Source organism: Paenibacillus sp. FSL K6-1217 (genome assembly GCF_045040735.1).
Classification (GTDB): Bacteria; Bacillota; Bacilli; order Paenibacillales; family Paenibacillaceae; genus Paenibacillus_AQ.
In genome coordinates this window covers 1,680,501-1,703,229 of sequence record NZ_CP150271.1, presented here as the reverse complement: position 1 = coordinate 1,703,229, position 22,729 = coordinate 1,680,501, and the positions used below count along the sequence as shown (strand labels likewise).

General features: G+C 52.4%; 24 protein-coding genes. 17 read left to right on the top strand and 7 right to left on the bottom strand.

Annotated features, from left to right (window positions below; genetic code table 11):
* The first annotated feature begins 148 nt into the window (after positions 1-148).
* Together MHH28_RS07290 and MHH28_RS07285 are read left to right on the top strand one after the other, a co-directional pair.
* Entirely contained in the window at positions 149-1,063 is a 915-nt protein-coding gene (locus MHH28_RS07290; protein ID WP_405113472.1) for a DMT family transporter, read from the top strand.
* 51 nt (positions 1,064-1,114) lie between these two features.
* Positions 1,115-1,951 carry a class I SAM-dependent methyltransferase gene (locus MHH28_RS07285; protein WP_405113470.1) on the top strand — a complete coding sequence of 279 codons (837 nt, stop codon included), beginning with the start codon at positions 1,115-1,117 and terminating at the stop codon, positions 1,949-1,951.
* Between the two features lie 95 nt (positions 1,952-2,046).
* Here the strand turns inward: MHH28_RS07285 and MHH28_RS07280 are convergent, their stop codons facing one another.
* Positions 2,047-2,949: a LysR family transcriptional regulator gene (locus MHH28_RS07280; protein ID WP_405113468.1), complete on the bottom strand. Its 903-nt coding sequence runs from the start codon at positions 2,947-2,949 to the stop codon at positions 2,047-2,049.
* Between the two features lie 258 nt (positions 2,950-3,207).
* Here MHH28_RS07280 and MHH28_RS07275 point away from each other — a divergent pair, with 258 nt between their 5' ends.
* From MHH28_RS07275 to MHH28_RS07250, 6 genes are all read left to right on the top strand, one after another.
* Positions 3,208-4,161 (top strand): phosphate ABC transporter substrate-binding protein PstS family protein, encoded by a 954-nt coding sequence (locus tag MHH28_RS07275; RefSeq protein ID WP_405113466.1) that lies wholly within the window; start codon positions 3,208-3,210, stop codon positions 4,159-4,161.
* 165 nt (positions 4,162-4,326) lie between these two features.
* On the top strand, positions 4,327-5,160 hold the full coding sequence (gene pstC, locus MHH28_RS07270) for a phosphate ABC transporter permease subunit PstC (RefSeq protein WP_379256465.1): 834 nt from the start codon (positions 4,327-4,329) through the stop codon (positions 5,158-5,160).
* Positions 5,157-6,053: a phosphate ABC transporter permease PstA gene (pstA, locus tag MHH28_RS07265; protein ID WP_405113464.1), complete on the top strand. Its 897-nt coding sequence runs from the start codon at positions 5,157-5,159 to the stop codon at positions 6,051-6,053. Before pstC ends, pstA begins: the two co-directional genes overlap by 4 nt.
* Positions 6,054-6,097: 44 nt before the next feature.
* On the top strand, positions 6,098-6,874 hold the full coding sequence (gene pstB, locus MHH28_RS07260) for a phosphate ABC transporter ATP-binding protein PstB (protein WP_405113462.1): 777 nt from the start codon (positions 6,098-6,100) through the stop codon (positions 6,872-6,874).
* A 288-nt stretch (positions 6,875-7,162) separates the two neighbouring features.
* The gene (locus tag MHH28_RS07255; RefSeq protein WP_405113460.1) at positions 7,163-7,891 is read left to right on the top strand and encodes an MBL fold metallo-hydrolase; all 729 of its coding nucleotides are present in this window, start codon (positions 7,163-7,165) and stop codon (positions 7,889-7,891) included.
* A complete protein-coding gene (locus MHH28_RS07250) occupies positions 7,884-8,468 on the top strand; it encodes a WHG domain-containing protein (RefSeq protein ID WP_405113458.1) in 585 nt (194 codons plus the stop codon). Before MHH28_RS07255 ends, MHH28_RS07250 begins: the two co-directional genes overlap by 8 nt.
* Before the next feature lie 39 nt (positions 8,469-8,507).
* Here the strand turns inward: MHH28_RS07250 and MHH28_RS07245 are convergent, their stop codons facing one another.
* The gene (locus MHH28_RS07245; RefSeq protein WP_405113456.1) at positions 8,508-9,167 is read right to left on the bottom strand and encodes a helix-turn-helix transcriptional regulator; all 660 of its coding nucleotides are present in this window, start codon (positions 9,165-9,167) and stop codon (positions 8,508-8,510) included.
* Between the two features lie 168 nt (positions 9,168-9,335).
* Here MHH28_RS07245 and MHH28_RS07240 point away from each other — a divergent pair, with 168 nt between their 5' ends.
* The 4 genes from MHH28_RS07240 (at position 9,336) to MHH28_RS07225 (ending at position 12,205) form a co-directional block, all read left to right on the top strand.
* A complete protein-coding gene (locus tag MHH28_RS07240) occupies positions 9,336-10,742 on the top strand; it encodes an MFS transporter (protein ID WP_405113454.1) in 1,407 nt (468 codons plus the stop codon).
* The gene (locus MHH28_RS07235; RefSeq protein WP_405113452.1) at positions 10,699-11,031 is read left to right on the top strand and encodes a winged helix-turn-helix transcriptional regulator; all 333 of its coding nucleotides are present in this window, start codon (positions 10,699-10,701) and stop codon (positions 11,029-11,031) included. The genes MHH28_RS07240 and MHH28_RS07235 overlap by 44 nt, the downstream gene beginning before the upstream one ends.
* A gap of 26 nt (positions 11,032-11,057) precedes the next feature.
* Complete coding sequence (locus tag MHH28_RS07230; protein ID WP_405113450.1) at positions 11,058-11,417, top strand: HesB/IscA family protein; 360 nt, start codon at positions 11,058-11,060, stop codon at positions 11,415-11,417.
* Between the two features lie 95 nt (positions 11,418-11,512).
* Positions 11,513-12,205: a hypothetical protein gene (locus tag MHH28_RS07225; RefSeq protein ID WP_405113448.1), complete on the top strand. Its 693-nt coding sequence runs from the start codon at positions 11,513-11,515 to the stop codon at positions 12,203-12,205.
* A 174-nt stretch (positions 12,206-12,379) separates the two neighbouring features.
* Here MHH28_RS07225 and MHH28_RS07220 read toward each other — a convergent pair whose 3' ends face one another.
* The 3 genes from MHH28_RS07220 to MHH28_RS07210 all read right to left on the bottom strand — a co-directional run bounded on the left by MHH28_RS07220 (position 12,380) and on the right by MHH28_RS07210 (position 15,577).
* Positions 12,380-12,556, bottom strand: coding sequence for a hypothetical protein (locus tag MHH28_RS07220; RefSeq protein ID WP_405113446.1), 177 nt, complete (start codon positions 12,554-12,556; stop codon positions 12,380-12,382).
* Between the two features lie 502 nt (positions 12,557-13,058).
* Positions 13,059-14,288 carry an aminopeptidase gene (locus MHH28_RS07215; RefSeq protein WP_405116906.1) on the bottom strand — a complete coding sequence of 410 codons (1,230 nt, stop codon included), beginning with the start codon at positions 14,286-14,288 and terminating at the stop codon, positions 13,059-13,061.
* A 50-nt stretch (positions 14,289-14,338) separates the two neighbouring features.
* Positions 14,339-15,577 (bottom strand): aminopeptidase, encoded by a 1,239-nt coding sequence (locus MHH28_RS07210; protein ID WP_405113444.1) that lies wholly within the window; start codon positions 15,575-15,577, stop codon positions 14,339-14,341.
* Between the two features lie 167 nt (positions 15,578-15,744).
* Here MHH28_RS07210 and MHH28_RS07205 point away from each other — a divergent pair, with 167 nt between their 5' ends.
* Entirely contained in the window at positions 15,745-16,026 is a 282-nt protein-coding gene (locus MHH28_RS07205; RefSeq protein ID WP_405113442.1) for a hypothetical protein, read from the top strand.
* 125 nt (positions 16,027-16,151) lie between these two features.
* Here the strand turns inward: MHH28_RS07205 and MHH28_RS07200 are convergent, their stop codons facing one another.
* Positions 16,152-17,504, bottom strand: a complete 1,353-nt coding sequence (locus MHH28_RS07200) for a TrkH family potassium uptake protein (RefSeq protein ID WP_405113440.1) — start codon at positions 17,502-17,504, stop codon at positions 16,152-16,154.
* 149 nt (positions 17,505-17,653) lie between these two features.
* Here MHH28_RS07200 and MHH28_RS07195 point away from each other — a divergent pair, with 149 nt between their 5' ends.
* Both MHH28_RS07195 and MHH28_RS07190 read left to right on the top strand, forming a co-directional pair.
* Positions 17,654-18,013, top strand: a complete 360-nt coding sequence (locus MHH28_RS07195; protein ID WP_405113438.1) for a VOC family protein — start codon at positions 17,654-17,656, stop codon at positions 18,011-18,013.
* 79 nt (positions 18,014-18,092) lie between these two features.
* Positions 18,093-18,599, top strand: a complete 507-nt coding sequence (locus tag MHH28_RS07190; protein WP_405113436.1) for a GNAT family N-acetyltransferase — start codon at positions 18,093-18,095, stop codon at positions 18,597-18,599.
* 479 nt (positions 18,600-19,078) lie between these two features.
* On the opposite strand, the gene MHH28_RS07185 is transcribed toward MHH28_RS07190, so the two are convergent.
* Complete coding sequence (locus tag MHH28_RS07185) at positions 19,079-20,401, bottom strand: hemolysin family protein (RefSeq protein ID WP_405113434.1); 1,323 nt, start codon at positions 20,399-20,401, stop codon at positions 19,079-19,081.
* A gap of 115 nt (positions 20,402-20,516) precedes the next feature.
* Here MHH28_RS07185 and MHH28_RS07180 point away from each other — a divergent pair, with 115 nt between their 5' ends.
* Both MHH28_RS07180 and MHH28_RS07175 read left to right on the top strand, forming a co-directional pair.
* Entirely contained in the window at positions 20,517-21,284 is a 768-nt protein-coding gene (locus MHH28_RS07180; protein WP_405113432.1) for a DUF1836 domain-containing protein, read from the top strand.
* Positions 21,285-21,366: 82 nt separating this feature from the next.
* Positions 21,367-22,584, top strand: a complete 1,218-nt coding sequence (locus MHH28_RS07175; RefSeq protein WP_405113430.1) for an MFS transporter — start codon at positions 21,367-21,369, stop codon at positions 22,582-22,584.
* The last annotated feature ends 145 nt before the right edge of the window (positions 22,585-22,729 follow it).

Here is a 22,729-nt window from a genome sequence, read left to right as displayed (position 1 = left end):
AAGGCATGGGACCCGTTATAGGCGGATTCCGTGCCTTTTCTTAAAAAGACAGCTAAGCCGCTTCCCTTGTAAAAAAAAGCTGCATTTTTCGTCCATTTGCGTTAAATTAACATAATGAGTCTTACATCCTATGAAGGGGCGTTTTGTCATGCGTACCAATAAACCGCCCGTTCCCGTGCCTCTCCTGATGGTCATTGGAATTGTGGCCATTTCATTTTCTTCTATCTTCATTAAGTGGTCTTCCGCGCCTGTATCGGTTCAAGGGATGTACCGGCTGCTGTTCACTTCTCTGCTGATGCTGCCGTTCGCCCGTCCCTATAGCGGAGCAGTGTTCCGGCTGAGCCGGAAGGACTGGCTGCTGCTGGCCGTGTCCGGTGTCATGCTTGCCCTGCATTTCCTGCTCTGGATGGGCTCGCTGAATTATACCTCGGTGGCCAGCTCGACAATGATTATGGCGCTGGAGCCGTTATTCATTATGCTCGGTGCGTACATACTGTATAAAGAGCGTAACTCGATCTCTGCCATTCTGGGGATGGCGATTGCCATCTTCGGCGTTACTTTTATCGGCTGGGGAGACATTGGCTTGTCTGCTGAGAATCTGAAGGGCGACATGCTGTCGGTAGGCGGAACCGTAGCGGTAGCCGCACATATGCTGCTTGGACAAAAGCTGGTGGCGCGTATGCCGTCTTATCTGTACAGCCTGATTGTATTTATCGCTGCGGCCGCTGTATTTGCCGTCTACAATCTCGTAACCGGCATACCGTTCTTCGATTATCCGGCCCGGGAATGGGGCATCTTCGTCCTGCTGGCGGTGGTGCCGACCGTTTTCGGCCATATCCTGTTCAACTGGCTGCTGCAATATACGTCGGCGACTACCGTCTCAATGAATATTCTGGGCGAGCCTGTCGGCGCAAGCATTCTTGCCTTCCTGCTGCTCGGTGAGCAGCTTAGCGGCCTGCAGTGGGCGGGAGGCGTGCTTGTTATGGCCGGGCTGGGCGTCTATCTGTATGCCGGGCGCAGGAAAGCGCTGAAGCTCAGGCAGGCTCTGCCGGACGCTTCTTAGGCAATTGCGATTATATTATATAGACCAATAGATAAAGGGGTAACGAAAGCAATGAATGAACATGATCAGAAGGAACCGGATGGCTTCAATAAGGAGGCGGGACCCAGCAGTGAGGAGCTGTGGAATGAGGATACTTATGCAGCCTGGACTAGCCGGTTCGGAACCCCTGCCGAGGCTGCGGAGAAGCTGCGGAGGGACCCTGCGGGGAAGCTTTATCCGCTGAATACCTATCTCGGTGAAGTGAAGGGCCGCACAATCATGAATCTGATGGGCTCTAACGGTATGAAGGCGGTGGCACTGGGGCTGCTGGGGGCAGAGGTGACGGTAGCGGATTTCTCGGAGGCCAATGCCCGTTATGCCGGTGAACTCGCGCAGGCGGCCGGAGTGCAGCTTGACTATATCGTGTCGGATGTCCTGGAGCTGCCGGAAGCGCTGCTTAACGGCTCTTATGATGTGGTTTTTGCCGAAATGGGGATTGTTCATTATTTTACGGATTTGGCTCCGTTCATGGCTACAGCATACCAGCTGCTGGCACCGGGCGGGACATTCGTGCTGCGGGATTTCCATCCGGTAACGACCAAGCTGATCTCCTCCAAGGGATCGACGGCCAAGGTGCGCAAGCATAAGGTGAGCGGGGATTATTTTGATACATCGCTTGAAGAGAAGCAGGTGTCCTATTCCAAATACATGCCGTCCTCAGGAGCTGCGGCAGCGGCGGACAAGCCGAAGGTAGTCTACTGGCGGCGCTGGACGCTGGGTGAGCTGGTTACTGCTGCTGCTGCCAGCGGGCTGGTCATTAAGGAACTGGCGGAGGAGCCCAACCTGTCGTCCGAGGTGTACGATAAGGGCATCCCCAAGACCTTCACCCTGGTTGCCGTCAAAAAATAACAGTCTCACCAACTCAAAGTATCCCCGTTAGCGCGGTACCACAGGCGCTCCGGGGATACTTTTTTGTCGTATTGGCCTTCCCTGACTGTCTAAATTCACTTCAGAGCTGGAGCCGCTGAATCCGCAGCCATCCCGGCCAAAGCCTGCTGGAGCGGGGACAGCGTATAGTCCTTGCGCCAGGCCAGTACAAAGGAGCCGTCAGCCGGAAGAATTCCCGGCAGCCTGGCATAAGCCAGACGGCCCGCCGAGACCTCAGCCTCAATCCCCGAACGGGAGAACACCCCCACCATTCTGCCTGTGCATAGCATTCCCTTGACCGCCTCCGGCGAGCCCAGAACCGCATGGTTCCATACTCTGACGTTATTGAGCTGTGCCCATTGGTCGGAGATTCCGCGCAGGAAGGAAGCGGCTTCATGCTGTACCCAAGGCTCGCGGGCCACTGCTTCAACCGTTAGCTCCTGCTGGCCGGCGAAGGGATGCTCCGGCGCAAAGGCCAGTACCGTCTCCTCTTCAGCAATCACCTCCGTATGGAAGGAATCATCCTGGCCCTCCGCACTGTGCAGCACGGCGAGCTGGATCTCCCGGCTGCGCAGACGCTCCCGGATCACATCATCCGGCAGCACGGACAAGTATACATCGATCCCGTCATAACGCTGCGTGAATTGGGACAGCAGTTTGGGCACAAGATAACTGGCAGGGATATCGCTGGCGGTAAGCTCCAGATTCCCCGAGGCGAGCGAGGTGAACTGCTTGACGGTCCGCTCCGCCTCAGCGCTAAGCGAGACAATGCGGACCGCATACTGATACAAGGCGCGTCCGGCATCCGTCAGCAGGACCCGGCCGCTCCGGAACTGGAACAGGGAAGCGCCAAGCTCGCTTTCAAGGCTTTTCATATGGAAGGAAACGGTAGGCTGCTTAAGATTCATCTCGGCGGCTACATCCGTTACTTTTTTATATTTTTCGATAAGAACTAAGATTTGCAGCTTTACAAGGTTCATCAAGATTCCTCCGGGGATGGGGCCAAAAGACCGCTATTGTTGTTTCAATATAGATTATCTCTATTGAATTATTTAATTTATATTATAACTTTTATCTTTCGTTTTACAAACTCAGTACTTTTATCTAACGAACGGGTCCTAGAATAAGAAGAGTCAGAAGAGACGCTGATAGACACAATAATGCTTCCCAAGTGAGTTTTGTACGAAGCAGATGGAACGCAGCAGACACTCACAAAACCTTTAGGAGGAAAAAAACAAATGCAATTCAAAAAATCGTGGATCATGGCTCTGACTCTTACAAGCGTACTGGCACTATCAGCATGCGGCAACGGAAACAACGGGGGAAATAAGGCAACAACCAATAACGGAGGGAATACACCAGCTGCTACAAACACAGAATCCAGCAGCGGTGCGAAGCTTAGCGGTTCGGTTCTGGCGTCAGGCTCCACAGCACTCCAGCCGCTCGTAGAGCAGGTAGCTGAGAAATTCATGGATACTAATGCAGGCGTGGACATTCAGGTTCAGGGCGGCGGCAGCGGAACGGGCTTGACTCAGGTCTCTGAGAAGCAAGTGGATATCGGGAACTCGGATGTATTCGCCGAAGAGAAGCTGAAGGATGCAGCGAAAGCGGCTGAACTGGTCGATCACCAGGTAGCGGTTGTAGCGATTGCGGCAGTAAGCAACCCGAAGGCAGGCGTAGACAGCTTGACCAAGCAGCAGCTGGTGGACATTTTCACCGGTAAAATCACGAACTGGAAAGAGGTCGGCGGTGCAGATCAGGCCATCCAGATCATTAACCGTCCGGCAAGCTCAGGTACCCGTGCTACCTTCGAGAGCTTCGCCCTTGGCACCAAAACCGAGGATCTGAAGGGTTCGATCCAGGAGGATTCCTCCGGTACAGTTAAGAAAATGATCGGCGAAACACCGGGAGCTATCGGTTATCTGGCGCTGTCCTACCTGGATGATTCCGTGAAAACATTAAGCTATGACGGCGTTGAGCCTTCTGTAGACAACGTAGTGGCCGGTAAATATCCGGTGTGGGCTTACGAGCACATGTACACTAACGGTGAACCTAACGAGACGGTAAAAGCGTTCCTGGATTACTTCCTGACGGATGAAGTACAGACTGGCGACGTTGTAGAGCTTGGCTACATTCCGGCTTCCAAAATGCAGGTATCCCGTGATGTTGCCGGTACTGTAACACCTAAATAAGCAGCACCGGTTCACAAGGTTAAATGATTTGAACTTTAATGTGATTAGAGGCGGAGTTCTTCTGCCTCTCTTTTCACTTTAGAAAGAGGGAGCATCTTGAGGGGACAACCAACAAACAAGCGGCTGGAAAAACATCATATCGAGAATTTAATCGGACGTATTTATATGTCCTTTTGCGTGCTGCTGCTCATTGTCATCATTGTATCCATGGTCTATTTCGTAGCCTCCAAAGGCGTGGCTAACTTCGTGAACGGAGAGGTCAAGGTATCAGAGTTCCTGTTCGGCACGAAATGGTCGCCTGAAGCAGACACACCTTCGTACGGGGCCTTCCCGTTCATCTCGGGTTCCTTCCTGGTAACCCTGCTGGCTGCGCTTATCGCAAGTCCGCTCAGCATCTGCGCTGCACTCTTCATGACGGAGATTGTACCGGGCTGGGGTAAAAAGCTGCTGCAGCCGGTCATCGAGCTACTGTCAGGCATTCCATCCGTTGTCTACGGATTCGTAGGCTTAAGCGTCATTGTTCCCTTTCTGCGGGATACGCTGCCCGGACAGGGCATCGGGGTGGCTGCAGGCGCGCTAGTGCTGTCGGTCATGATTCTGCCGACGATTACCAGCGTGGCTGCAGACGCGCTTGCTTCATTGCCGCAAAACTTGAAAGAATCTTCCTTTGCGCTCGGTGCCACTCGCTGGCAGACGATTTCCCGGGTTATTCTCCCGACGACCTTCCCGGCGATTATGACGGGGGTAGTCCTTGGCATGGCCCGCGCCTTCGGCGAGGCTCTTGCCGTGCAGATGGTTATCGGTAACGCGCCGTTCGTGCCTCACTCGCTGTTCGAGTCCGCGTCCACTCTTACCAGTGTAATCACGCTGGGCATGGGGAATACAACGATGGGTTCACCGCAGAACAATGCGCTGTGGAGTATGGCGCTGGTGCTGATGCTGATGACCTTCGTATTCGTCCTGCTGGTGAGAATGCTCGAAAGGAGAAATAGAATTTGAAGCCGAGAACTGCTGACAAAATAGCCACTGTCGTTATTGTAACCTTCGCGCTGCTGATTGTAGCGATCCTGATTAGCTTGCTCGGATATATCCTGATCCGCGGCTTCAATCATATCAGCTGGGACTTCCTGACCTCGGCACCGCAAAAGATCCGCGCAGGCGGAGGCGTCGGGCCGCAGTTATTCAACTCCCTGTTCCTGCTGGTGCTGACCTTGATCATCACCGTGCCGCTGGGGCTGGGTGCCGGAATCTTCATGGCCGAGTATGCCCGTCCCGGCAAGCTGACCAACTTCATCCGGCTGGTCGTGGAGGTATTGTCATCCTTCCCGTCGATTATCGTGGGTCTGTTCGGCCTCCTGCTGATCGTCAACACCTTTAATCTCGGGTTCTCCCTAATCTCGGGTGCCCTTGCGTTAACCTTCTTCAACCTTCCGCTGATGGTGCGTATTACGGAGCAGGCCTTCCGCACAGTGCCCAAGCAGCAGAAGGAGGCAGGCTTCGCGCTTGGATTATCCAAGTGGAAGATCGTAACTTCGGTATTGCTTCCGGTAGCCTTGCCGACCATTATCACTGGCACGATCCTGTCGGCCGGCCGTGTGTTCGGTGAAGCGGCTGCGCTGATGTTCACCGCAGGGATGAGCAGTCCGCGCCTGGACTTCAGCAACTGGAATCCGCTTAGCCCTTCCTCGCCGCTCAACCCGTTCCGCCCGGCGGAGACGCTGGCGGTGCATATCTGGAAGGTCAACAGTGAAGGCCTGGCACCGGATGCGTTGCAGATTGCCGCAGGGGCTTCGGCTGTGCTGGTGCTGACCGTATTAATCTTCAATCTGGCGGCCCGCTACTTCGGCAGATTCATCTACCGCAAGCTCACTGCGTCCAAGAGAATGAGCTAGGGTTGTTATACACAAGCAATCATAACTTTTAGGGGGAGTAAGAGATGGGAATAGCGGAACCAGTGGTGCGCGAATCGTTTCAAACGGAGGATCTGAGTATTTATTATGGCACGTATGAGGCGGTTAAGGGGATTAGCCTGCCTTTTGCCCAGAATACCGTAACGGCACTAATCGGCCCTTCGGGCTGCGGGAAATCCACCTTTCTCCGTTCACTGAACCGGATGAATGACGATATATCCGGCTCAACCACCAAAGGCAGCATCTGGATTGACGGGGTGGATATCAATGCTACGGGCACCGATGTCATCAAGCTGCGGCAAAAGATCGGCATGGTCTGGCAGAAGCCGAATCCATTCTATAAATCGATCTACGACAATATCGCCTTCGGCCCGAAATATCATGGCATTAAGGGCAAGCAGGCGCTGGATGAAATCGTAGAGAGCAGCCTGCGCCGCGCCGCCCTCTGGGACGAGGTCAAAGACCGCTTGAAGGACTCCGCTCTGGCGCTCTCCGGCGGACAGCAACAGCGTCTGTGTATCGCCCGGGCGCTGTCGGTTAACCCGCAGATCCTGCTGCTTGATGAGCCGGCTTCGGCGCTTGACCCGGTATCGACCGGTAAGGTGGAGGAGCTGATCAAGGAGCTGAAGGAGCAGCTGCGTATCGTGATCGTCACCCACAACATGCAGCAGGCCGCACGGATCTCGGATTATACCGCTTACTTCTATCTCGGCTCTCTGGTGGAATACGACAAGACCGAGAAGGTCTTCTCGAACCCCGAGAACCAGATGACTCAGGAATATATCATGGGCCGGTTTGGCTGACCGGAAGAAATGTATAGAAGGGTATAAAAAATCGATAACATAGAACATTCAGGACACCATCCATTGCGGGTGGTGTTTTTGGCTGTTCAGGAGATAATGGGCTGCGAGGGGGGCGGACCCAATGTAAGTGAAAAACCGATCACATTGGACTGGCGCGAGGAGCAAGGACTGGATGTCGCCACACCGCTGTGGAAGCCGTTCACTTTTATATGGGCAAATAGCTATTGCAAAACTAATCTTATTAGTTTATATTTAAACTAATAAGATTAGTTTTGAGGGGGAGAACCAATGAGAGTGACACAAGAAGGCGATTTGTTTCAGTTAACGTGGCTGCCGAGTGTGTTTCCGGTGAACTGTTATTTGGTCGAAGAGGAACAGGAGCTTACACTTATAGATGCAGGAATGTCCTACAGTCTGCAAGGGATTCTGAGTCAGGCTGCCAGGCTCGGTAAGCCGCTGACCCGCATCATCCTGACTCATGGCCACATGGATCATGTCGGGGCGCTCGATGCCTTGAAGAAGCGGGTGCCGGAGGCTAAGGTGTATATCTCGGAGCGGGATGCCGCGCTATTGGCAGGTGACCGCTCGCTAAGAGCCGGGGAGCAGCAGACTCCCATTAAGGGCAGCGTCCCCGGCAAAATAGTGACTCGGCCCGACATCCTGCTGCATGACGGGGATACCATCGGCTCCCTGACGGCGTTCAGCACTCCCGGACATACGCCGGGATCGATGTCTTTCCAGGATCGGCGCAGTGGAGCGCTGATCGTTGGTGATGCGTTCCAGACCTTCCGGGCCACGGCGGTGTCCGGCAAGAAGGTCCCGTGGTTTCCTTTTCCGGCCATGGCGACCTGGAGTCTGGAGCAAGCCCTGGTTAGTGCTTACAAGCTGATTGATCTTGCCCCTGCTGTACTGGCGGTAGGACACGGGGATCTGCTCAGAGATCCGGTGGAAGCGATGAAGCGGGCGGCGGCTGAGGCTGAAGGGGCAGTTAAGAGAGGAGAGAGGGTACATGGCTAGAGCAGGTCTGGATACGCACACACTGGTGCTGGCAGCCGCAGAGCTGGCGGATGAATACGGGATCGGGGAAGTGACGCTGGCTGCATTAGCCGCGAAGCTGGGGGTCCGTTCCCCGTCGCTCTATAATCACATTAACGGGCTCGCGGGGCTGCGTACCTTAATGGCGGTATATGGTCTGGAGCAGCTGTATGAGATTATATCGCAGGCAACGGAGGGGCTCAGTGGAGAAGCAGCCTTACATGCCATGAGTCAGGCTTACCTCGGATTCACCAGAGCACACCCGGGGCTCTACCAGACGACGCTCCAAGCACCCGAACAGGGGGATACCGCTCTGGAGGCGGCGAGTGCAAAGATCCTGACGCTCATCATCCAAATGATATCCGCGTTCGGTTTGGATGAGGAAGGCAATCTGCATGCTGTCCGTGGACTACGGAGTATCCTGCATGGATTGTCTACCCTGGAGCATCAAGGCGGATTTGGAATGCCGCTTGACCTGAATGTGACTCTCACCCGGCTGATTAATACCTATATTGCGGGAATCCGCTGTATGGGATCGGACGATGCAAGCCTGAAATAACAACAAAGAGCAATCTCCGAGTGAGGTTGCTCTTTGTTGTCACGGCGTATTCTGCTTAACGGTATAGATGCAGTTTCTTCCTCCCTTTAAAATGTGCTCCCCCCGTTCAATAGAAACGTCATTCCCTAGAACCGTCTTGAATAAATGTAATTCATTCTTGCATAACCCGGTACATACAGCAGCAGCTTCACAGATCGGACAATGCTTCTCGATGAATAAGAGACTGCCATCCTCCTGCTCCTTCACCTCGGCCATATAACCTTCATTCGTTCGGATCTCGGCCAGTTTCTCCAATTTCTCTCTAATATCCGATGCAGCGCCAAGATGCTGCAGATATTGTTCCTGCATATTTTTATTTCGAACATCCAGCAGCTTGTCCAGCCCTTCATTACCAAAAGCTTCTTTCATCGAAAGGATGAGACTGATGGACAGATCCGAATAGCCGGTTGGGAAAAAACGATTGGCCTCGGGAGTTAAGATCCATAGCTTGGTGGGTCGGCCCATGGGACGGGCCTCTTCCACATTCGTCACCAAACCTTCTTCCTTCAGCGCATTCAAATGCTGACGAATAGCCATTCCAGACAACGAAAATTGCGAGGAGAGTGCCACAACATCCATGCCCCCCCGTTCCTTTAACAGATCAATGATCGCTCTTCGGGTACTGGTGGAGACATCTTTTTTGATTTGATTCCGGCTCATGCTGCACCTCCTTTTTGAAGCAACTCAATCTACATCATTCCCTACATTTTAAACAAAAATGTTGACAAAGTCAAAGGCGGACTGTAGCTTAGACATTATAAACAAAAATGTTTACTAAGTATCCGGATACGATGTATACATATCACATTTTCTTGGAGGTCACCATTCATGTCGGCTAATCATCAAAGTATTTTCAGTCCGCGTTACTTTGCATTATCCATAGGAATTATCTTGTCAGTGATGGCCGTGGGATTCGAAGGTCTGTCCGTAACCACCATTGCTCCCTCAATTGCTGGAGACTTGAACGGTCTTAGCCTGTTCGGGTGGATATTCAGTACGTATCTGCTTGCGCAGATTATCGGAACGCTGGTCGTCGGTCGAATCATAGATAAAAGAGGCCCTGCTGCACCATTCACTTATGCGCTTCTGTTGTTTATCGCAGGACTGGTCGCTGCGGCAACAGCAGGCGATATGTATATCATGATAGGATCACGGGCCCTGCAAGGTTTGGGTGCCGGAGCTATGATGACTTGTGTGTATACGGCTATTTCTTTAAGTTACCCGGATGAGTTACGTGCCAAAATACTTGGAGCCTTTGGTACAGCCTATGTTCTTCCGTCTATGCTCGGTCCATACGTAGCAGGTCTTATAGCAGATCAGTGGTCCTGGCGGTTTGTTTTCTGGGGAATTTTACCTGCACTTGTTGTTTCAGCAGTGCTTAGTTTACCGGCTTTCAGGAAATTGAAAGTGCAGCAGACGGGAGGGGCTAGCGGATCTTCATCTACTTGGATGGCGTTACTCTTAACGATGGGTACCGGCCTTTTCCTGGTTGGTCTAAGTATGCTTCCGAGTATGATGGGATTTGTCTTCGCCCTGATTGGCCTCGTAGGTATGATATTACCGCTCCGTCAATTGCTGCCGAAGGGAACGCTTACGCTGCGGAGAGGGATGCCAGCGATTCTGGCAACACGCGGGCTGTTCTTCGCTGCCTATGCCAGCACACAGAATTTCCTGGTATTGGCCCTCATTGAGGTGAAAGGAATAATCCCTTCTCAGGCCGGCTTAATCGTAGCGAGTGCAGCATTAAGCTGGTGTATCATTTCATATCTGCAAGGACGCTGGGATGCGGCAGATCAGGGCCGTGGACGTCATATGAGAATCATTCTGGGGGTATTTCTGCTTGCCGTAGGGATTGCCATCGTCTTTTGGATACCGGTTGTTTCTGTTGCCGTTGCCGTTATGGGTCAGATTATCGCCGGGGTCGGTATTGGATTGGCGCATCCGGTCAGCGGTGTTGTAGCCTTTTCTCAAGCCGGGGAAGGCGGCGCGGGCCAAACCTCGGCAAATCTGCAATTTGCGGATTCTTTTACACCCGGTGTAGTTATCGGGATTGGAGGTTCTATCCTTGTTGTTTGTCAGGCTGCTGGAATGTCACTGCAATCCGGCTTAATTGTAGCCATGGGCTTCCATCTCTTGTTGATCGTCATAAGTCTGACTGCCAGTACACGGATCTCACAGCAAACCAGCCGGAATGGTGATCCTAAGAAAGAGGGTGTACCGGTCATTGTCCATTGAGGATAAGGAGAAGCTTCTTATTGCCTATGACATCATCGGGTCTAAATGGACGATTCATATCTTATTCACTCTTTCTTATGGTCCGAAGAAATTTAGCGAAATGAACCGGAGTATCCCTTCCATTTCGCAAAGAATCCTTTCCAGACGTCTAAAGGATCTTCAACACCATAATCTGGTCAAGAAAACAAGTCTGAAATGCCCTCCGCAAACCTTCTATGAACTTACGCCAAAAGGAGTGGCTCTCGCTACATTCATACCCTGTCTAATGGACTGGAGTACCAGAAACTAAATGAAGCTTGTACAGGAGGAATGAAAATGAACATTGAGGTCAGTGAGATCGCAGCAGAGAAAATTGCCGAAATCTTATTAAGCGCAGATACCCGGCATTCTTTTCTTAGAGTAGGGGTTGAAGAAGGGGGCTGCAGCGGATTATCTTATACCCTTGTCCTGGATGAGCAGCAAACGGAAGAGGATATGGTATTCAATAAAGGTGAATTCAGTATAGTCGTTCACACGAAGAGTATTTCATATATTGATGGTCTCGAAATTGACTATGAACAAAGCGGTATGATAGGCGGATTCACCATGAATAACCCTAATGCCAAAGCCTCATGCGGATGCGGGGCCAGTTTTAGAATGGCTAATTATCGGGGGGAAGTTAAAAAATGTGATTAACCTGCGGGAAGGAAAGAAGAGGAATGAATTTGCCCGTAAATAATGATAAGCTGAATTAGATGTACAAGCCAGATTGATGCAGGAGGCGGATTTACTTGGGAAGAACTGAGAAGCATGAAGGTGTAACCACCTTTGAAGAGATGGCTGAGGTAGTCGCCAGGCTGGGGATTGTACCGCTGGCCTCCCTGATCCCGGAGCATCCGTCCGTGAACGGGCTGACGCTGGCGGAGAATTGGCATACCGATACCGAACTGGACCCTTGGGGCTGGCGGGTCAGATTCCCTGGAGAAGGCTTAGCCGGCTACGGGAAGTTCATCAAGAAAAAAGCCATACTCGTATCCCGCGAGTGGCTTCCGGCGTATCTGGCAGCGGCCGGGCCTCAGCAGTCTATGATAGATCGGTATGAGAGCGGTCTGGCTACCAGGGAAGCGCTGAGCCTGCTGGAGATTGTCCGGGCGAACGAGGGAATAGAGACGCGGGAGCTGCGCTCTATGGCCGATATGAAGGCCAAGGAGAAGAAAACAGCGTTTGACAACGCGGTAACGGAGCTGCAAGGGTCTCTGGATATCGTAATCTCCGGTGTGAAGCAGCGGGTGAATGCGGACGGAGAGCCGAATGGCTGGAACAGCACCTCTTATGAAACCACGGGTCATTGGATGAAGGAAGCAGACATTCAGCCCTTTGCGGGGTCGAGAGAAGAGGCGATAGCCTGGCTGCGTTCACGCATGGAAGCGGCCTGGGCACCGGAGGCGGTGGCTTGGATCAACAAGGCGCTGGGCTGGAAATAAACCTGGAAATAAACTAAGAACGGTAGTCCTCAGCATGAAGAGGGCTGCCGTTTTTGGTATTTTGACATGGGGAACAAATAAAAACGGCTAATCTTATTCCCGCAGGAGCAGACTGGCCGTAAGCGCTTACGTATATATGATTGTCCCGCATCTCTTGTGTATTGTGAAGCAGCATTACAGCATAGGGCCAAGATAGGCGACCAGGAAGTACAAGAACCCGAACAGCAGCATGATGTAGGCCGTGTACTTGATGGCATCGGAGGCAACGATACTTAAGTCTTTGGGAGCCTGGACTTCCAGACGTTCCGATTCCGTAGAATCCGTGTTGTCAATATTAAAAGATTCTTTCATCAGAATTCCCTCCTTAGATTATTCTTGGACTAGAACATTCCTCATTTGGCACTGTAAACACTATCTATAATTGTATTGTGACATATTTGTGAACTAATTTCAACAATATTGTGAAAATTCTTTGACTAAATGTTCACATTTGGGCTGTTTGGTTGCATTGACCCACTTAACTTCACCTCCGGTTGCACTTTATACATTAGATGAGTGCTAATTTCGCCGAAAAAATGAATCTATTGCACTTTATACACTAGAATTTTGAGAAAACGGGGGTTTGGAGCTGAAATCCGGAAATCTGTTGTACGAAATACAGCAGAAGGTGTTTTAACCGTAGTTTCCGTGAATTCTATTGCAGAAAGTGCAATCAGCCACTCACTCATAAAATCTCATGGCACTCTCACCACATAGCACTCACAGGGGAAAATTCCCCCTGAAAAACACAAAGACCCCGCCATATTCCTCAAGAGGAAATAGCGGGGTCTCTTTTATAGTACAATGATTAAGCTTAAGCCCAATCTCCATTACGGAAGATCGGGTCTGTGGAACCGTCATCGGCAATTCCGTCGATGTTCATCTCCGGGGAGCCCATCATGAAGTCGACATGGGTGAGGCTTTGGTTCATGCCTCTGTCCACCAGCTGTTCCTTGGTCAGGTTGATACCATCCTGCAAGGTGAAAGCGTAGGAAGCGCCAAGTGCCAGATGGCAGGAAGCATTCTCGTCATACAGTGTGGTGTAGTAGAGGATGCCGCTCTCCGAGATCGGAGAGTGGAAGGGCACCAGTGCAACTTCACCGAAATAAGCGGCGCCGTCATCCATCGCCAGCAGGGAAGCCAGGGCTTCCTGGCCCACCTCAGCGGTAAAGTCCGTCACTTTACCATTCTCCAGGGTCAGGCTGAAGCGGTCGATGATGTTGCCGCCATAGCTTAGCGGCTTCGTGCTGCGGACCGTACCGTTCGCCCCGGTCTTCAGCGGAGCAGTGAACACTTCCTCGGTCGGAATGTTCGCCAGGAAGGACATGCCGCGGCTGTTCACCGCACCGGCCTGACACCAGATATGGCCTTCGGGCAATTCGATCGTCAGATCGGTGCCCGGAGCCGTGTAGTGCAGCTTGCGGTATTTCCTCGCGTTCAGCAGCTCACAGCGCTGCTTCAGGCCGGCCAGATGGATACTCCAGGCTTGCACCGGGTTCTCCTGGTCTGCGCGCACAGCCTTGAAGATAGCGTCCCAGAGCAGTTCTATCTGCTGCTCTGGCGCAGCATCCGGGAATACCTTGGCGGCCCAGGAAGGGGAAGGGAAGGCGAGGCCGCTCCAGCTGACCTGGTTAGCCATCAGCATCTCGCGGTAAGCGGTCATAGCCTGGCCTGCCGTCTTCTGATGGTCGGCGATCCGGCTGGCCTCAACGCCGTTCAACAGGTCCGGATTCGCCGAGATGATCGTCAGGAACGCAGCGCCGTTCCGGGCCAGATCCTCCAATTCATCGGCCTGCCACTTCGGCGGCTCCAGGAAGCTCTCGGACGGCGCGAGATCATAACGGGTACGGGTGACGAATTCGTCGGAATAGTTAACCTTGACGAGCTTCGCTCCGGCCTCATAGGCTTGACGGACAATCAGGCGGACCAGCTCAGCCGATACGATATCCGCATTAACGACAAGGGTCTGGCCGGGTTGAATGTTAACGCCGATCTTTACAGCGAGCAGTGCGTAATTCTCCAGCTTTTGGTTGAAATTCAGCAATAGCTTCAGCTCCATTCATCATCTAATGAAATACAATAGCTTATCAGGGCTTAGAAGGCCCAGTTGCCCTTCAGGAAGACGGGTTCGCGCGTACCGTCAGCAGTAATTCCGTAGATATCCATCTCGGCGGAGCCGATCATGAAGTCAACGTGGGTTACACTGGTGTTGAGGCCGCGGGCGGTCAGTTCTTCCTGATTCATTTCTTTGCCGCCTTCCAGACAGAAGGCATAGGCGGTGCCAATAGCCAGATGGTTGGAGGCATTCTCATCGAACAAGGTATTGAAGTAGAGAATCCCTGATTCGGAGATCGGGGACTTATGCGGCACAAGCGCGACTTCCCCCAGATACTTGGCGCCTTCATCCAGACTGATCAGGTATTCCAGGGCTTCCTGGCCCTGCTCGGCGCTCACACTGGTAATCCGGCCCTGTTCGAAGGTGATCGAGAATCCGTCAATCACATTCCCGCCGTAGCTGAGCGGCTTCGTGCTGCGGACCGTACCGTTCACGCCGGTTTTTTTCGGAGCGGTGAACACTTCTTCCGTCGGCATATTAGCGACAAAAGAATGACCTTTGGCATTGATGCTGTCTCCCTGCGCCCATAAATGGCCTTCAGGCAGCTCGATGCTAAGGTCAGTTCCAGGGGCTATGTAATGCAGGCTTGCGTACTTCTTCGCGTTAAGGACATTGGCCTTCGACTCCAGCGTATCGAGATGCTCCTGCCAGGCGGCAACAGGGTCCTCGCGGTCCAGACGGACCGTATGGAAGATGGCTTCCCAGAGTTTGTCCACACGCGCTTCGGCAGGAACGTCAGGAAATACCTTGTCTGCCCAAGGCTGGGACGGGATCGCTACAATACTCCAGCTCACCTTGTCGGACATCTGCAATTCGCGGTATTTCGTAAGCGCTGCACCCCGGGTCTTCTGGAAGTTCGCTATCCGCTCCGGATCAATGCCTTTGAGGGCATCCGGGTTCTCGGCAATGACCGACAGGAAGGCGGCGCCGTCCTCTGCAAGCTCAGTCATTTCACCGGCGAACCAGGTTGGGGCCTTGGTGAATACTTCGGGTGCGGCATGCTCGAACTGCTGGCGGGTGATGAACTCGTCACTCCAGTTCACCTTGACCTGGCTTGCGCCGATGGCATACGCCTTGGCGGTAATCAGGCGGACGAACTCGGCCGCAGTGATCGGAGCGTTCACGACCAGGACCTGTCCCGGCTGAACATTCACACCGATTTGTACCGCGAGATCCGCATATTTACTTAGCTTGTCCTGAAGCTCTGTTTCTGTCATTGCGATTTCCTCCATTACCATAATTTTTAGCTCTGTATCAGCATTGTACTAAATTATTAACCGCCGGATGAAAAAAGTCAATTACAGCGCAAAAGGAAAGGAATTGCTGACATATCAATGTTATACTGTGTATTGTGGGCATGATCAGATGAAAGGAAGGAAAGAGGATGAACCTGGAAATCACCAAAGCAGAAATGAAACGCGTGGAGGACCGAAGTTTTGTAGGGAGAGCAGTATTTACATTAGAGAATCATCATTCCCCCTATGAAATTACGTTCTTCAGCTCCCGTGGAACCGAATGGGATTACAGCCTGAGCTTCGCCGGTGAGCCGGGGAGTGAGGAGCAGTTCCTGGAAGTGGATGCGCTGCTGGAGCATGACGATGATCTGTACAATCAGCTGCTGGATGCAGCACTGGATACCCAGGAGATCCCGGAGGAGGAAGCTTAAGCTTCGCCCGGATACAACAATGCGACCCCCGCCTAGGCCGATGGCCTTGGACGAGCAGGGTCGCATTTTTAATAGTTCCCGTAAGAGTTCACGTATCCGCTTGCTTGTTACACCGTTTCATTGCATTAGCCGATGGTGATATTGCCTTCCGGGTAGCGGTACAGCTCCTTGCTGTTCTTCGGTTTGAGCGCATAGGCCAGGGTAAGCGGTCCAGTCCGGCCCACGAACATGAGTATGATCACCAGCACCTTACCGGTCGTGGTAAGCTCTGTGGTCAGTCCCATGGTGATGCCCGAGGTGCCGAAGGCGGACACTGACTCGAACAATACGCTCAGGAAATCTGCGCTCTCCGTTACGGACAGGAGCATGGTGGAGATGACTACGAGCATCAGGGAGAGCAGTGTCATGGTAATGGCTCTGTAGACATTCTCCTTCGAGATGCGGTGGCGGAACATCACGATATCCTCTTTGCCCCGGAGCTTGGCGTAGGCGGTGCTGGCCAGAATGGCAAAGGTGGTAATCTTGATTCCGCCGCCGGTTGAACCTGGAGCAGCCCCGATGAACATCAGCAGAATCATCAGGAACTGCGTGGATTCCCGCAGCAGCGGAATCTCGATGGTCGTCACGCCGCCGGAACGGGGCGTTATGGCTTGCAGGAAGGAAGCCATAATCTTGCCTCCGGCATGCAGCGGCTTCAGCGTAGCATTCAGCTCCAGCAAGAAGAAGATCACGGCTCCGACCAGAATCAGCACGGCTGAAGTTGCCAGCACGACCTTCGAATGCAGTGTCAGCCGCCTGCGCCTCCGATAGTCGATCACATCGGACAAGACGATGAAGCCGATTCCGCCAAGAAAGATCAGCAGCATGGAGGTAATATTGACAACAGGATCTTCTACATACCGGGTCAAACCGCTGAATGGTCCATGAACATCGCCGAACAAGTCGAAACCCGCATTATTGAAGATAGAGATGCTATGGAATAATCCGTAATAGGCTGCCTTGCCTACAGGCATATCCACTAGAAATCTGGCAGCCAGCAGGATGGCTCCGGTCAGCTGAATCACCAGGGAATAGATCAGAACCCGGCGGATCAGCTTCACGATCCCCTGCATGGAATTCTGATTCATGGATTCCTGCAGCAGCAGACGCTCCTTCAGTGAGATTCGCTTGTTCAGTACCAGGGTGATCAGTGTAGCCATCGTTACGAAGCCGAGACCGCCGAACTGGAACAGCACCAGCAGTACGATCTGTCCGAAGGTCGAGAGCTGCGTTCCCGTGTCGACAACGGCAAGACCGGTTACACAGGTCGCCGAGGTGGCCATGAACAGCGCATCAATGAATGAGATTCTTCCGCCGGTAGAAGCAGCGGGCAGCGATAACAACAGGGTTCCGGCAGCGATCAGGAGCACGAAGCCCAGTGATAGTATTTTGGGCGGCGTCAGCTTCAGATGCCCAAAGAAAAGGTTAGCCAAGTTCATTCTCCTGACAATAGGGATAGGATCTGACAAGATTATAGCATAACTTATATTCCCGTCACCAAACAGGCAGGAAATTGACAGATTTTATCGAAATCATTAAAGGCTATAGGATTCAAAAACTTGCACTTATATGAGGAGGCTATACTGCTGTGACAAGTCCGATACGCAATCAGGTTGGCGCTGTCTTCATTCCGGTTAGTGATATCGAAAGGTCTAAAAACTGGTATTGCAGCCTGCTGGGGCTGCCGCTGGACGGCGAGGTATTGTTCGGGCATCTGTACGATGTGCCGATGCAGGGACCGGGGATTGTACTGGACAGCAAAATATTCACGACTGAGGCCGTACTGAAGGTACCGACCTTTCATCTGCTTACAGAGGACATCGATGCCGCCTATGATTATGTCAAAGCCAGCGGAGCGGAGATCCTTACCGATATTGAGAATGACCATTGGTTTAACTTCCAGGACCCGGACGGAAATGTGCTGATGATCTGCCGCTCCGTCACTTAGTTAATTGGGTTAATTATATTTGTTAATGACATTAATTATACAAGGAAAATATTTTCTCTTTATTGCAGGAGGCATGGAAATGAACGTAACACTGAGGGAGTTGTTCCCTGGAGATGCAGCGGCGCTGTTGAACCTCCAGCATCGTCTGGATGGGGAAACCTCCTTTATGCTGCTGGCCCCGGGCGAGAGACAGAGCGGCATTCCCCAGGTGGAAGACATGATTAGAGACTTAGACCAAGCGGAGAACTCGCTTATTCTGGGAGCGGAAGCAGACGGTGAGCTTGCGGGATACCTGTCAGTCGAAGGCGGGGGCTTCAGCCGCAACCGGCACAGCGCCTATATTATTACCGGCATCCTGAAGCAATATCAGGGTAGGGGTATCGGCAGCGCGTTGTTCAGAGAAATGGACCGGTGGGCCAAGCAGTGCGGCCTGGTGCGTCTGGAGCTTACGGTGATGCAGCATAATGAACAGGCGGTTGCGCTGTATAAGAGGCAAGGCTTTGAAATCGAGGGCTTGAAGCCAAAATCGCTGCTGGTGGACGGACAATGGGTGGATGAATACTATATGGGTAAAGTCTATAGTTAATTGCATTAACTATAGGAATAAAATCATTTTAACGGATAAAGAGAATTACCTTCGCGCGAACAAAATGTATGCTGTTTTTCACATACATTCAGACCGTCTGCCCGTTTTCAGCATAATGTATGCTGTTTTTCACATACACTCAGACCATCTGCCCGTTTGCGAGCGAAATGTATGCTGTTTTTCACATACACTCAGACCGTCCGCCTGTTTGCGAGCAAAATGTATGCTGTTTTTCACATACATTTGGTCCATATGCGCTGTGCCAGCTAATTGTATTCAGTTTAATCATACCTTTAACCTACAGTCGCATTCAGCTTCAAAGTTATTCTACGAATCATTCAAAGAACTCATATCCACAAATTTACACACATCTTTTCCACAGCAGTAGAAAACTATAGTTTCCTAGTAAAAGAACAAAGAAAGGCGCTCCCCAGTAGCTCAAGGGGAGCGCCTTATTTGTTGCGGCTTATCTATCCGCCTTATTCGTTGCCTGGAGCAGAATCCTCGGTGACCGACAGATCGATCAGGATCTCAACACTGCGGATACGGTGGCGGTTCATCTCACGGACGGTCAGGGTGACATGCTCGTATTGATGGCTTTTGCCGACCACCGGCTCTTCCAGGTGACTGTAGAGCCATCCGCCGATGGTTGTGACTTCATCATCGTGGAAATCAAGTCCGGTAAGATCCTTGACCTCCAGCAGGGAGACATTGCCGTCGAACAGATAATGGGTCTCGCTCAGCTTCTCCACATTGCGGCGTTCATCCTCATCGAACTCATCGCGGATCTCGCCGACGATCTCTTCCAGAATATCCTCAATCGTAATCAGGCCGGAGGTGCCGCCGTATTCATCCAGCAGCAGGGCGATATGCACGCGTTCCTTCTGCATGCGGGTCAGCAGGGTCTTCACCGGCGTAACCTCCGACACCGTAAGAATCGGGAGGATCAGGCTTTTGAAATCGAAATCGGGATTGTTGTCATATTGCAGGTAGAGCTGCTTGGTATTGATCATACCGATGATATTGTCTTTGCTGCCGTCTGCCACAGGGAAGCGGGTATACTGCTCCTTGCGGATAATATCAATGTTCTCCTGCAGCGAATGATCGGTGAACAGGCATACCATATCTGTCCGGGGAACCATGATTTCCTTGGCGAGCATCTCATCAAAGGTGAAAATCCGGTTGACATAACCATATTCCGCTTTGTTGATTTTGCCGCTCTCATAGCTCTCGGACAGGATCAGGCGGATCTCGTCTTCGCTGTGCGCATCACCGTGTTCACTGGCAGGCTTCATGCCGAACATGCGGACGAGCAGGTTGGCGGAACCGTTCATGATCCAAATCAAAGGGTACAATATTCTGTAGAACCAAATAATCAGCGGTGCGGTAATCTGACCAATTTTCTCCGGAATGTTTATAGCGGCAGTCTTCGGTGCAAGCTCACCGACCACGACATGCAGGAAAGTGGCGATAATGAAGGCCAATGCAAAAGCAAAGGGCTTACTGGCGTTGTGGCTAATGCCTGCCATTTCAAACAGTGGAAGGAGCATCTGCTCAAATGCAGGCTCTGCCAATGCCCCGATCCCGAGTGCAGTAATCGTGATACCGAGCTGACAGGCGGACAAATATCCATCCAGGTTAGCGGCTACCCGCTGAACCGCCAGTGCATTCTTCTTGCCGTCCAGCACCATTTGGCTGACCTGACTTCCCCGTAATCTCACTACTGCAAACTCCGTCGCTACAAAAAATGCGGTTAAAATAATCAAAATTGCCACGAGCGTCAAACTAAGTCCTATACCCATATAATCTTTACCATCCCTTTCGTTCCTAAAATAGGTTATACTCATATTATGAGTTCATATGAACCTATTGTACGAACTTTTCAGTGAAATATCAAATGGTGGAGGGTTGCCAGCTATGGAAGCTTTTACACTTAGCCGGATAGAGATGTCCGGACTATTACTGTCTCTAGGGCCAAACTCGGAGCGGAAGCCGCTCCATATTCTGCAGGAAGCCTGGACCAAGTTCCACCGTGACGAGGTGCGGGAGGGGACGAGCCTGCCTGCTTTTCTGTCTACGGATATTCCCCCGATTCTGCAAAAGCTGATCAAAGGCGGCGGCGTCAAAGGGCTGTCCCTGGGTGAAATTGCTTCGCTTGGCAGACTGATTGAGTATTCCACATTATCCGTCTCGGCTATGCAGAATTGGGTAAAGCGGGATTTCAAGGAATACCTCGGGTCTCCGCGTGAAGGGAAGAAGTACTCCATTAATCAGGCTGCAATTCTATTTATAATAGATGATCTCAAGGCTGCCCTTGATTTCGAGAGCATCCGCCAGCTCTTCCGTATGCTGTTCCTGGCGCCGGAACGCGATGACGATGATCTGGTGGAGCCGGCACAGCTGTATCACGGGTACGCCGAGCTGTTCGAGGAGATTAAGACCCGCTCCCCGCTGCCGGCGCAGGGGCAGGCTCTAACCGGGAATCCAAAGGAGTATTTGTGGAAATCGGACAGCGCGATCAAGTCGGCCATGGACGGAATGATGAAGCGGCTCAGCCACCTGAGCCGGGGGCAGCGGGATGCGGTGCAGAATATGCTGCTGATCGCTGCAATATCGGTGCAGACCTGTTATTTTCAGGCGATGGCCCGGCAATATTTCAATGCGGTGTTATTCCTTGATTTTTGAACCGTCCGCTTCTAGAATGTGTAAGTGATACTAGTCCGGGATTAGAGGAATAGAGGGAATCAGGGGAGAGGGGCCTTAAGTCATGTGGAATCAAATGTCGCTGCTGCAGAATCGCAAGCAGCGGAAGCTGCTCTTCAGCGCAGGTCTAAGCTGGATGTTCGACGCGATGGATGTAGGGATGATCTCGTTCGTCGTGGCCGCACTGGCCAAGGAATGGACACTCGGGCCGGAGAAAATCGGCTATTTAACCAGCATTAACTCGGTGGGGATGGCAGTCGGAGCGGCTGCAGCCGGAATCATGGCGGACCGCTTCGGCCGCAAATCGGTGCTGCTGTGGACGCTGCTGATCTTCTCCGTTGCAAGCGGACTGTCGGCATTCGCCGCAGGCTATGCCGTACTGTGTGTGCTGCGCTTCATTGCCGGCTTCGGGCTGGGCGGAGAACTGCCGGTGGCCTCTACACTGGTCTCCGAGAGCATGCCAGTGAAGGATAGAGGCCGGGCCGTTGTGCTGCTGGAGAGCTTCTGGGCGCTCGGCTGGATTCTGTCGGCGCTGATTGCTTACTTCGTCATTCCGGATTACGGCTGGCGGGTCGCCTTCGCCATCGGGGCGGTACCGGCGTTATATGCGCTCTATCTGCGCAAGGCGATCGATGATTCACCGAAGTTCGCGGAGATCAAGAAAGCTCCTCCAGTGCCTTTGAAGAAGCGGGTGGCGGCAGTCTGGTCGGCTGAGCACCGCCGCTCAACGATCATGCTGTGGATTCTGTGGTTCACTGTGGTGTTCTCGTATTATGGCATGTTCCTGTGGCTGCCGACGGTGATGGTGCTGAAGGGGTTCAGTCTGGTCAAAAGCTTCGAGTATGTGCTGATCATGACCCTCGCCCAGCTGCCGGGTTACTTCACCGCCGCCTATTTCATTGAGAAATACGGCCGCAAGTTCGTGCTGGTCATCTATCTGCTGTTGACAGCAGTCAGCGCCGCCTGGTTCGGCAACTCGACGACCGAAGGCATGCTGATGGCAGCTGGGATCTGCCTGTCCTTCTTCAACCTTGGAGCCTGGGGCGGGATGTACGCTTATACGCCTGAGCTGTATCCGACGGCGATCCGTTCGACAGGGGCCGGTCTTGCCACCTCCTTTGGACGGATTGGAGGCATTATCGCCCCTACGCTGGTCGGTCTGATGGTTGGCAAGGCTGTAGGGATCGGCTCGATCTTCATGATCTTCTTCGTTACGATTGTAATCGGCGCCCTAGCGGTGCTGTTTCTGGGGAAAGAAACGAAGGGCCTGGAACTGGAGTAGATTGCTTACGGACAGATTCATATTTCACTGGCCAGCCGGAACTCTTCGGCTGGCTTTTGTCTTACTTATTTGATATAACCCCTTACTTTTCTGGATTTACCCTATGCAGGGCGTTCCGTATAATCATTCATGTAACCGCTTACTT

Coding starts and splice junctions, on each gene's coding strand:
- MHH28_RS07290 (WP_405113472.1), top strand. CDS start 149: ATGCGTACCAATAAACCGCCCGTTCCCGTGCCTCTCCTGATGGTCATT.
- MHH28_RS07285 (WP_405113470.1), top strand. CDS start 1,115: ATGAATGAACATGATCAGAAGGAACCGGATGGCTTCAATAAGGAGGCG.
- MHH28_RS07280 (WP_405113468.1), bottom strand. CDS start 2,949: ATGAACCTTGTAAAGCTGCAAATCTTAGTTCTTATCGAAAAATATAAA.
- MHH28_RS07275 (WP_405113466.1), top strand. CDS start 3,208: ATGCAATTCAAAAAATCGTGGATCATGGCTCTGACTCTTACAAGCGTA.
- pstC (WP_379256465.1), top strand. CDS start 4,327: ATGTCCTTTTGCGTGCTGCTGCTCATTGTCATCATTGTATCCATGGTC.
- pstB (WP_405113462.1), top strand. CDS start 6,098: ATGGGAATAGCGGAACCAGTGGTGCGCGAATCGTTTCAAACGGAGGAT.
- MHH28_RS07255 (WP_405113460.1), top strand. CDS start 7,163: ATGAGAGTGACACAAGAAGGCGATTTGTTTCAGTTAACGTGGCTGCCG.
- MHH28_RS07250 (WP_405113458.1), top strand. CDS start 7,884: ATGGCTAGAGCAGGTCTGGATACGCACACACTGGTGCTGGCAGCCGCA.
- MHH28_RS07245 (WP_405113456.1), bottom strand. CDS start 9,167: ATGAGCCGGAATCAAATCAAAAAAGATGTCTCCACCAGTACCCGAAGA.
- MHH28_RS07240 (WP_405113454.1), top strand. CDS start 9,336: ATGTCGGCTAATCATCAAAGTATTTTCAGTCCGCGTTACTTTGCATTA.
- MHH28_RS07235 (WP_405113452.1), top strand. CDS start 10,699: ATGGTGATCCTAAGAAAGAGGGTGTACCGGTCATTGTCCATTGAGGAT.
- MHH28_RS07230 (WP_405113450.1), top strand. CDS start 11,058: ATGAACATTGAGGTCAGTGAGATCGCAGCAGAGAAAATTGCCGAAATC.
- MHH28_RS07220 (WP_405113446.1), bottom strand. CDS start 12,556: ATGAAAGAATCTTTTAATATTGACAACACGGATTCTACGGAATCGGAA.
- MHH28_RS07210 (WP_405113444.1), bottom strand. CDS start 15,577: ATGACAGAAACAGAGCTTCAGGACAAGCTAAGTAAATATGCGGATCTC.
- MHH28_RS07205 (WP_405113442.1), top strand. CDS start 15,745: ATGAACCTGGAAATCACCAAAGCAGAAATGAAACGCGTGGAGGACCGA.
- MHH28_RS07200 (WP_405113440.1), bottom strand. CDS start 17,504: ATGAACTTGGCTAACCTTTTCTTTGGGCATCTGAAGCTGACGCCGCCC.
- MHH28_RS07190 (WP_405113436.1), top strand. CDS start 18,093: ATGAACGTAACACTGAGGGAGTTGTTCCCTGGAGATGCAGCGGCGCTG.
- MHH28_RS07185 (WP_405113434.1), bottom strand. CDS start 20,401: ATGGGTATAGGACTTAGTTTGACGCTCGTGGCAATTTTGATTATTTTA.
- MHH28_RS07180 (WP_405113432.1), top strand. CDS start 20,517: ATGGAAGCTTTTACACTTAGCCGGATAGAGATGTCCGGACTATTACTG.
- MHH28_RS07175 (WP_405113430.1), top strand. CDS start 21,367: ATGTGGAATCAAATGTCGCTGCTGCAGAATCGCAAGCAGCGGAAGCTG.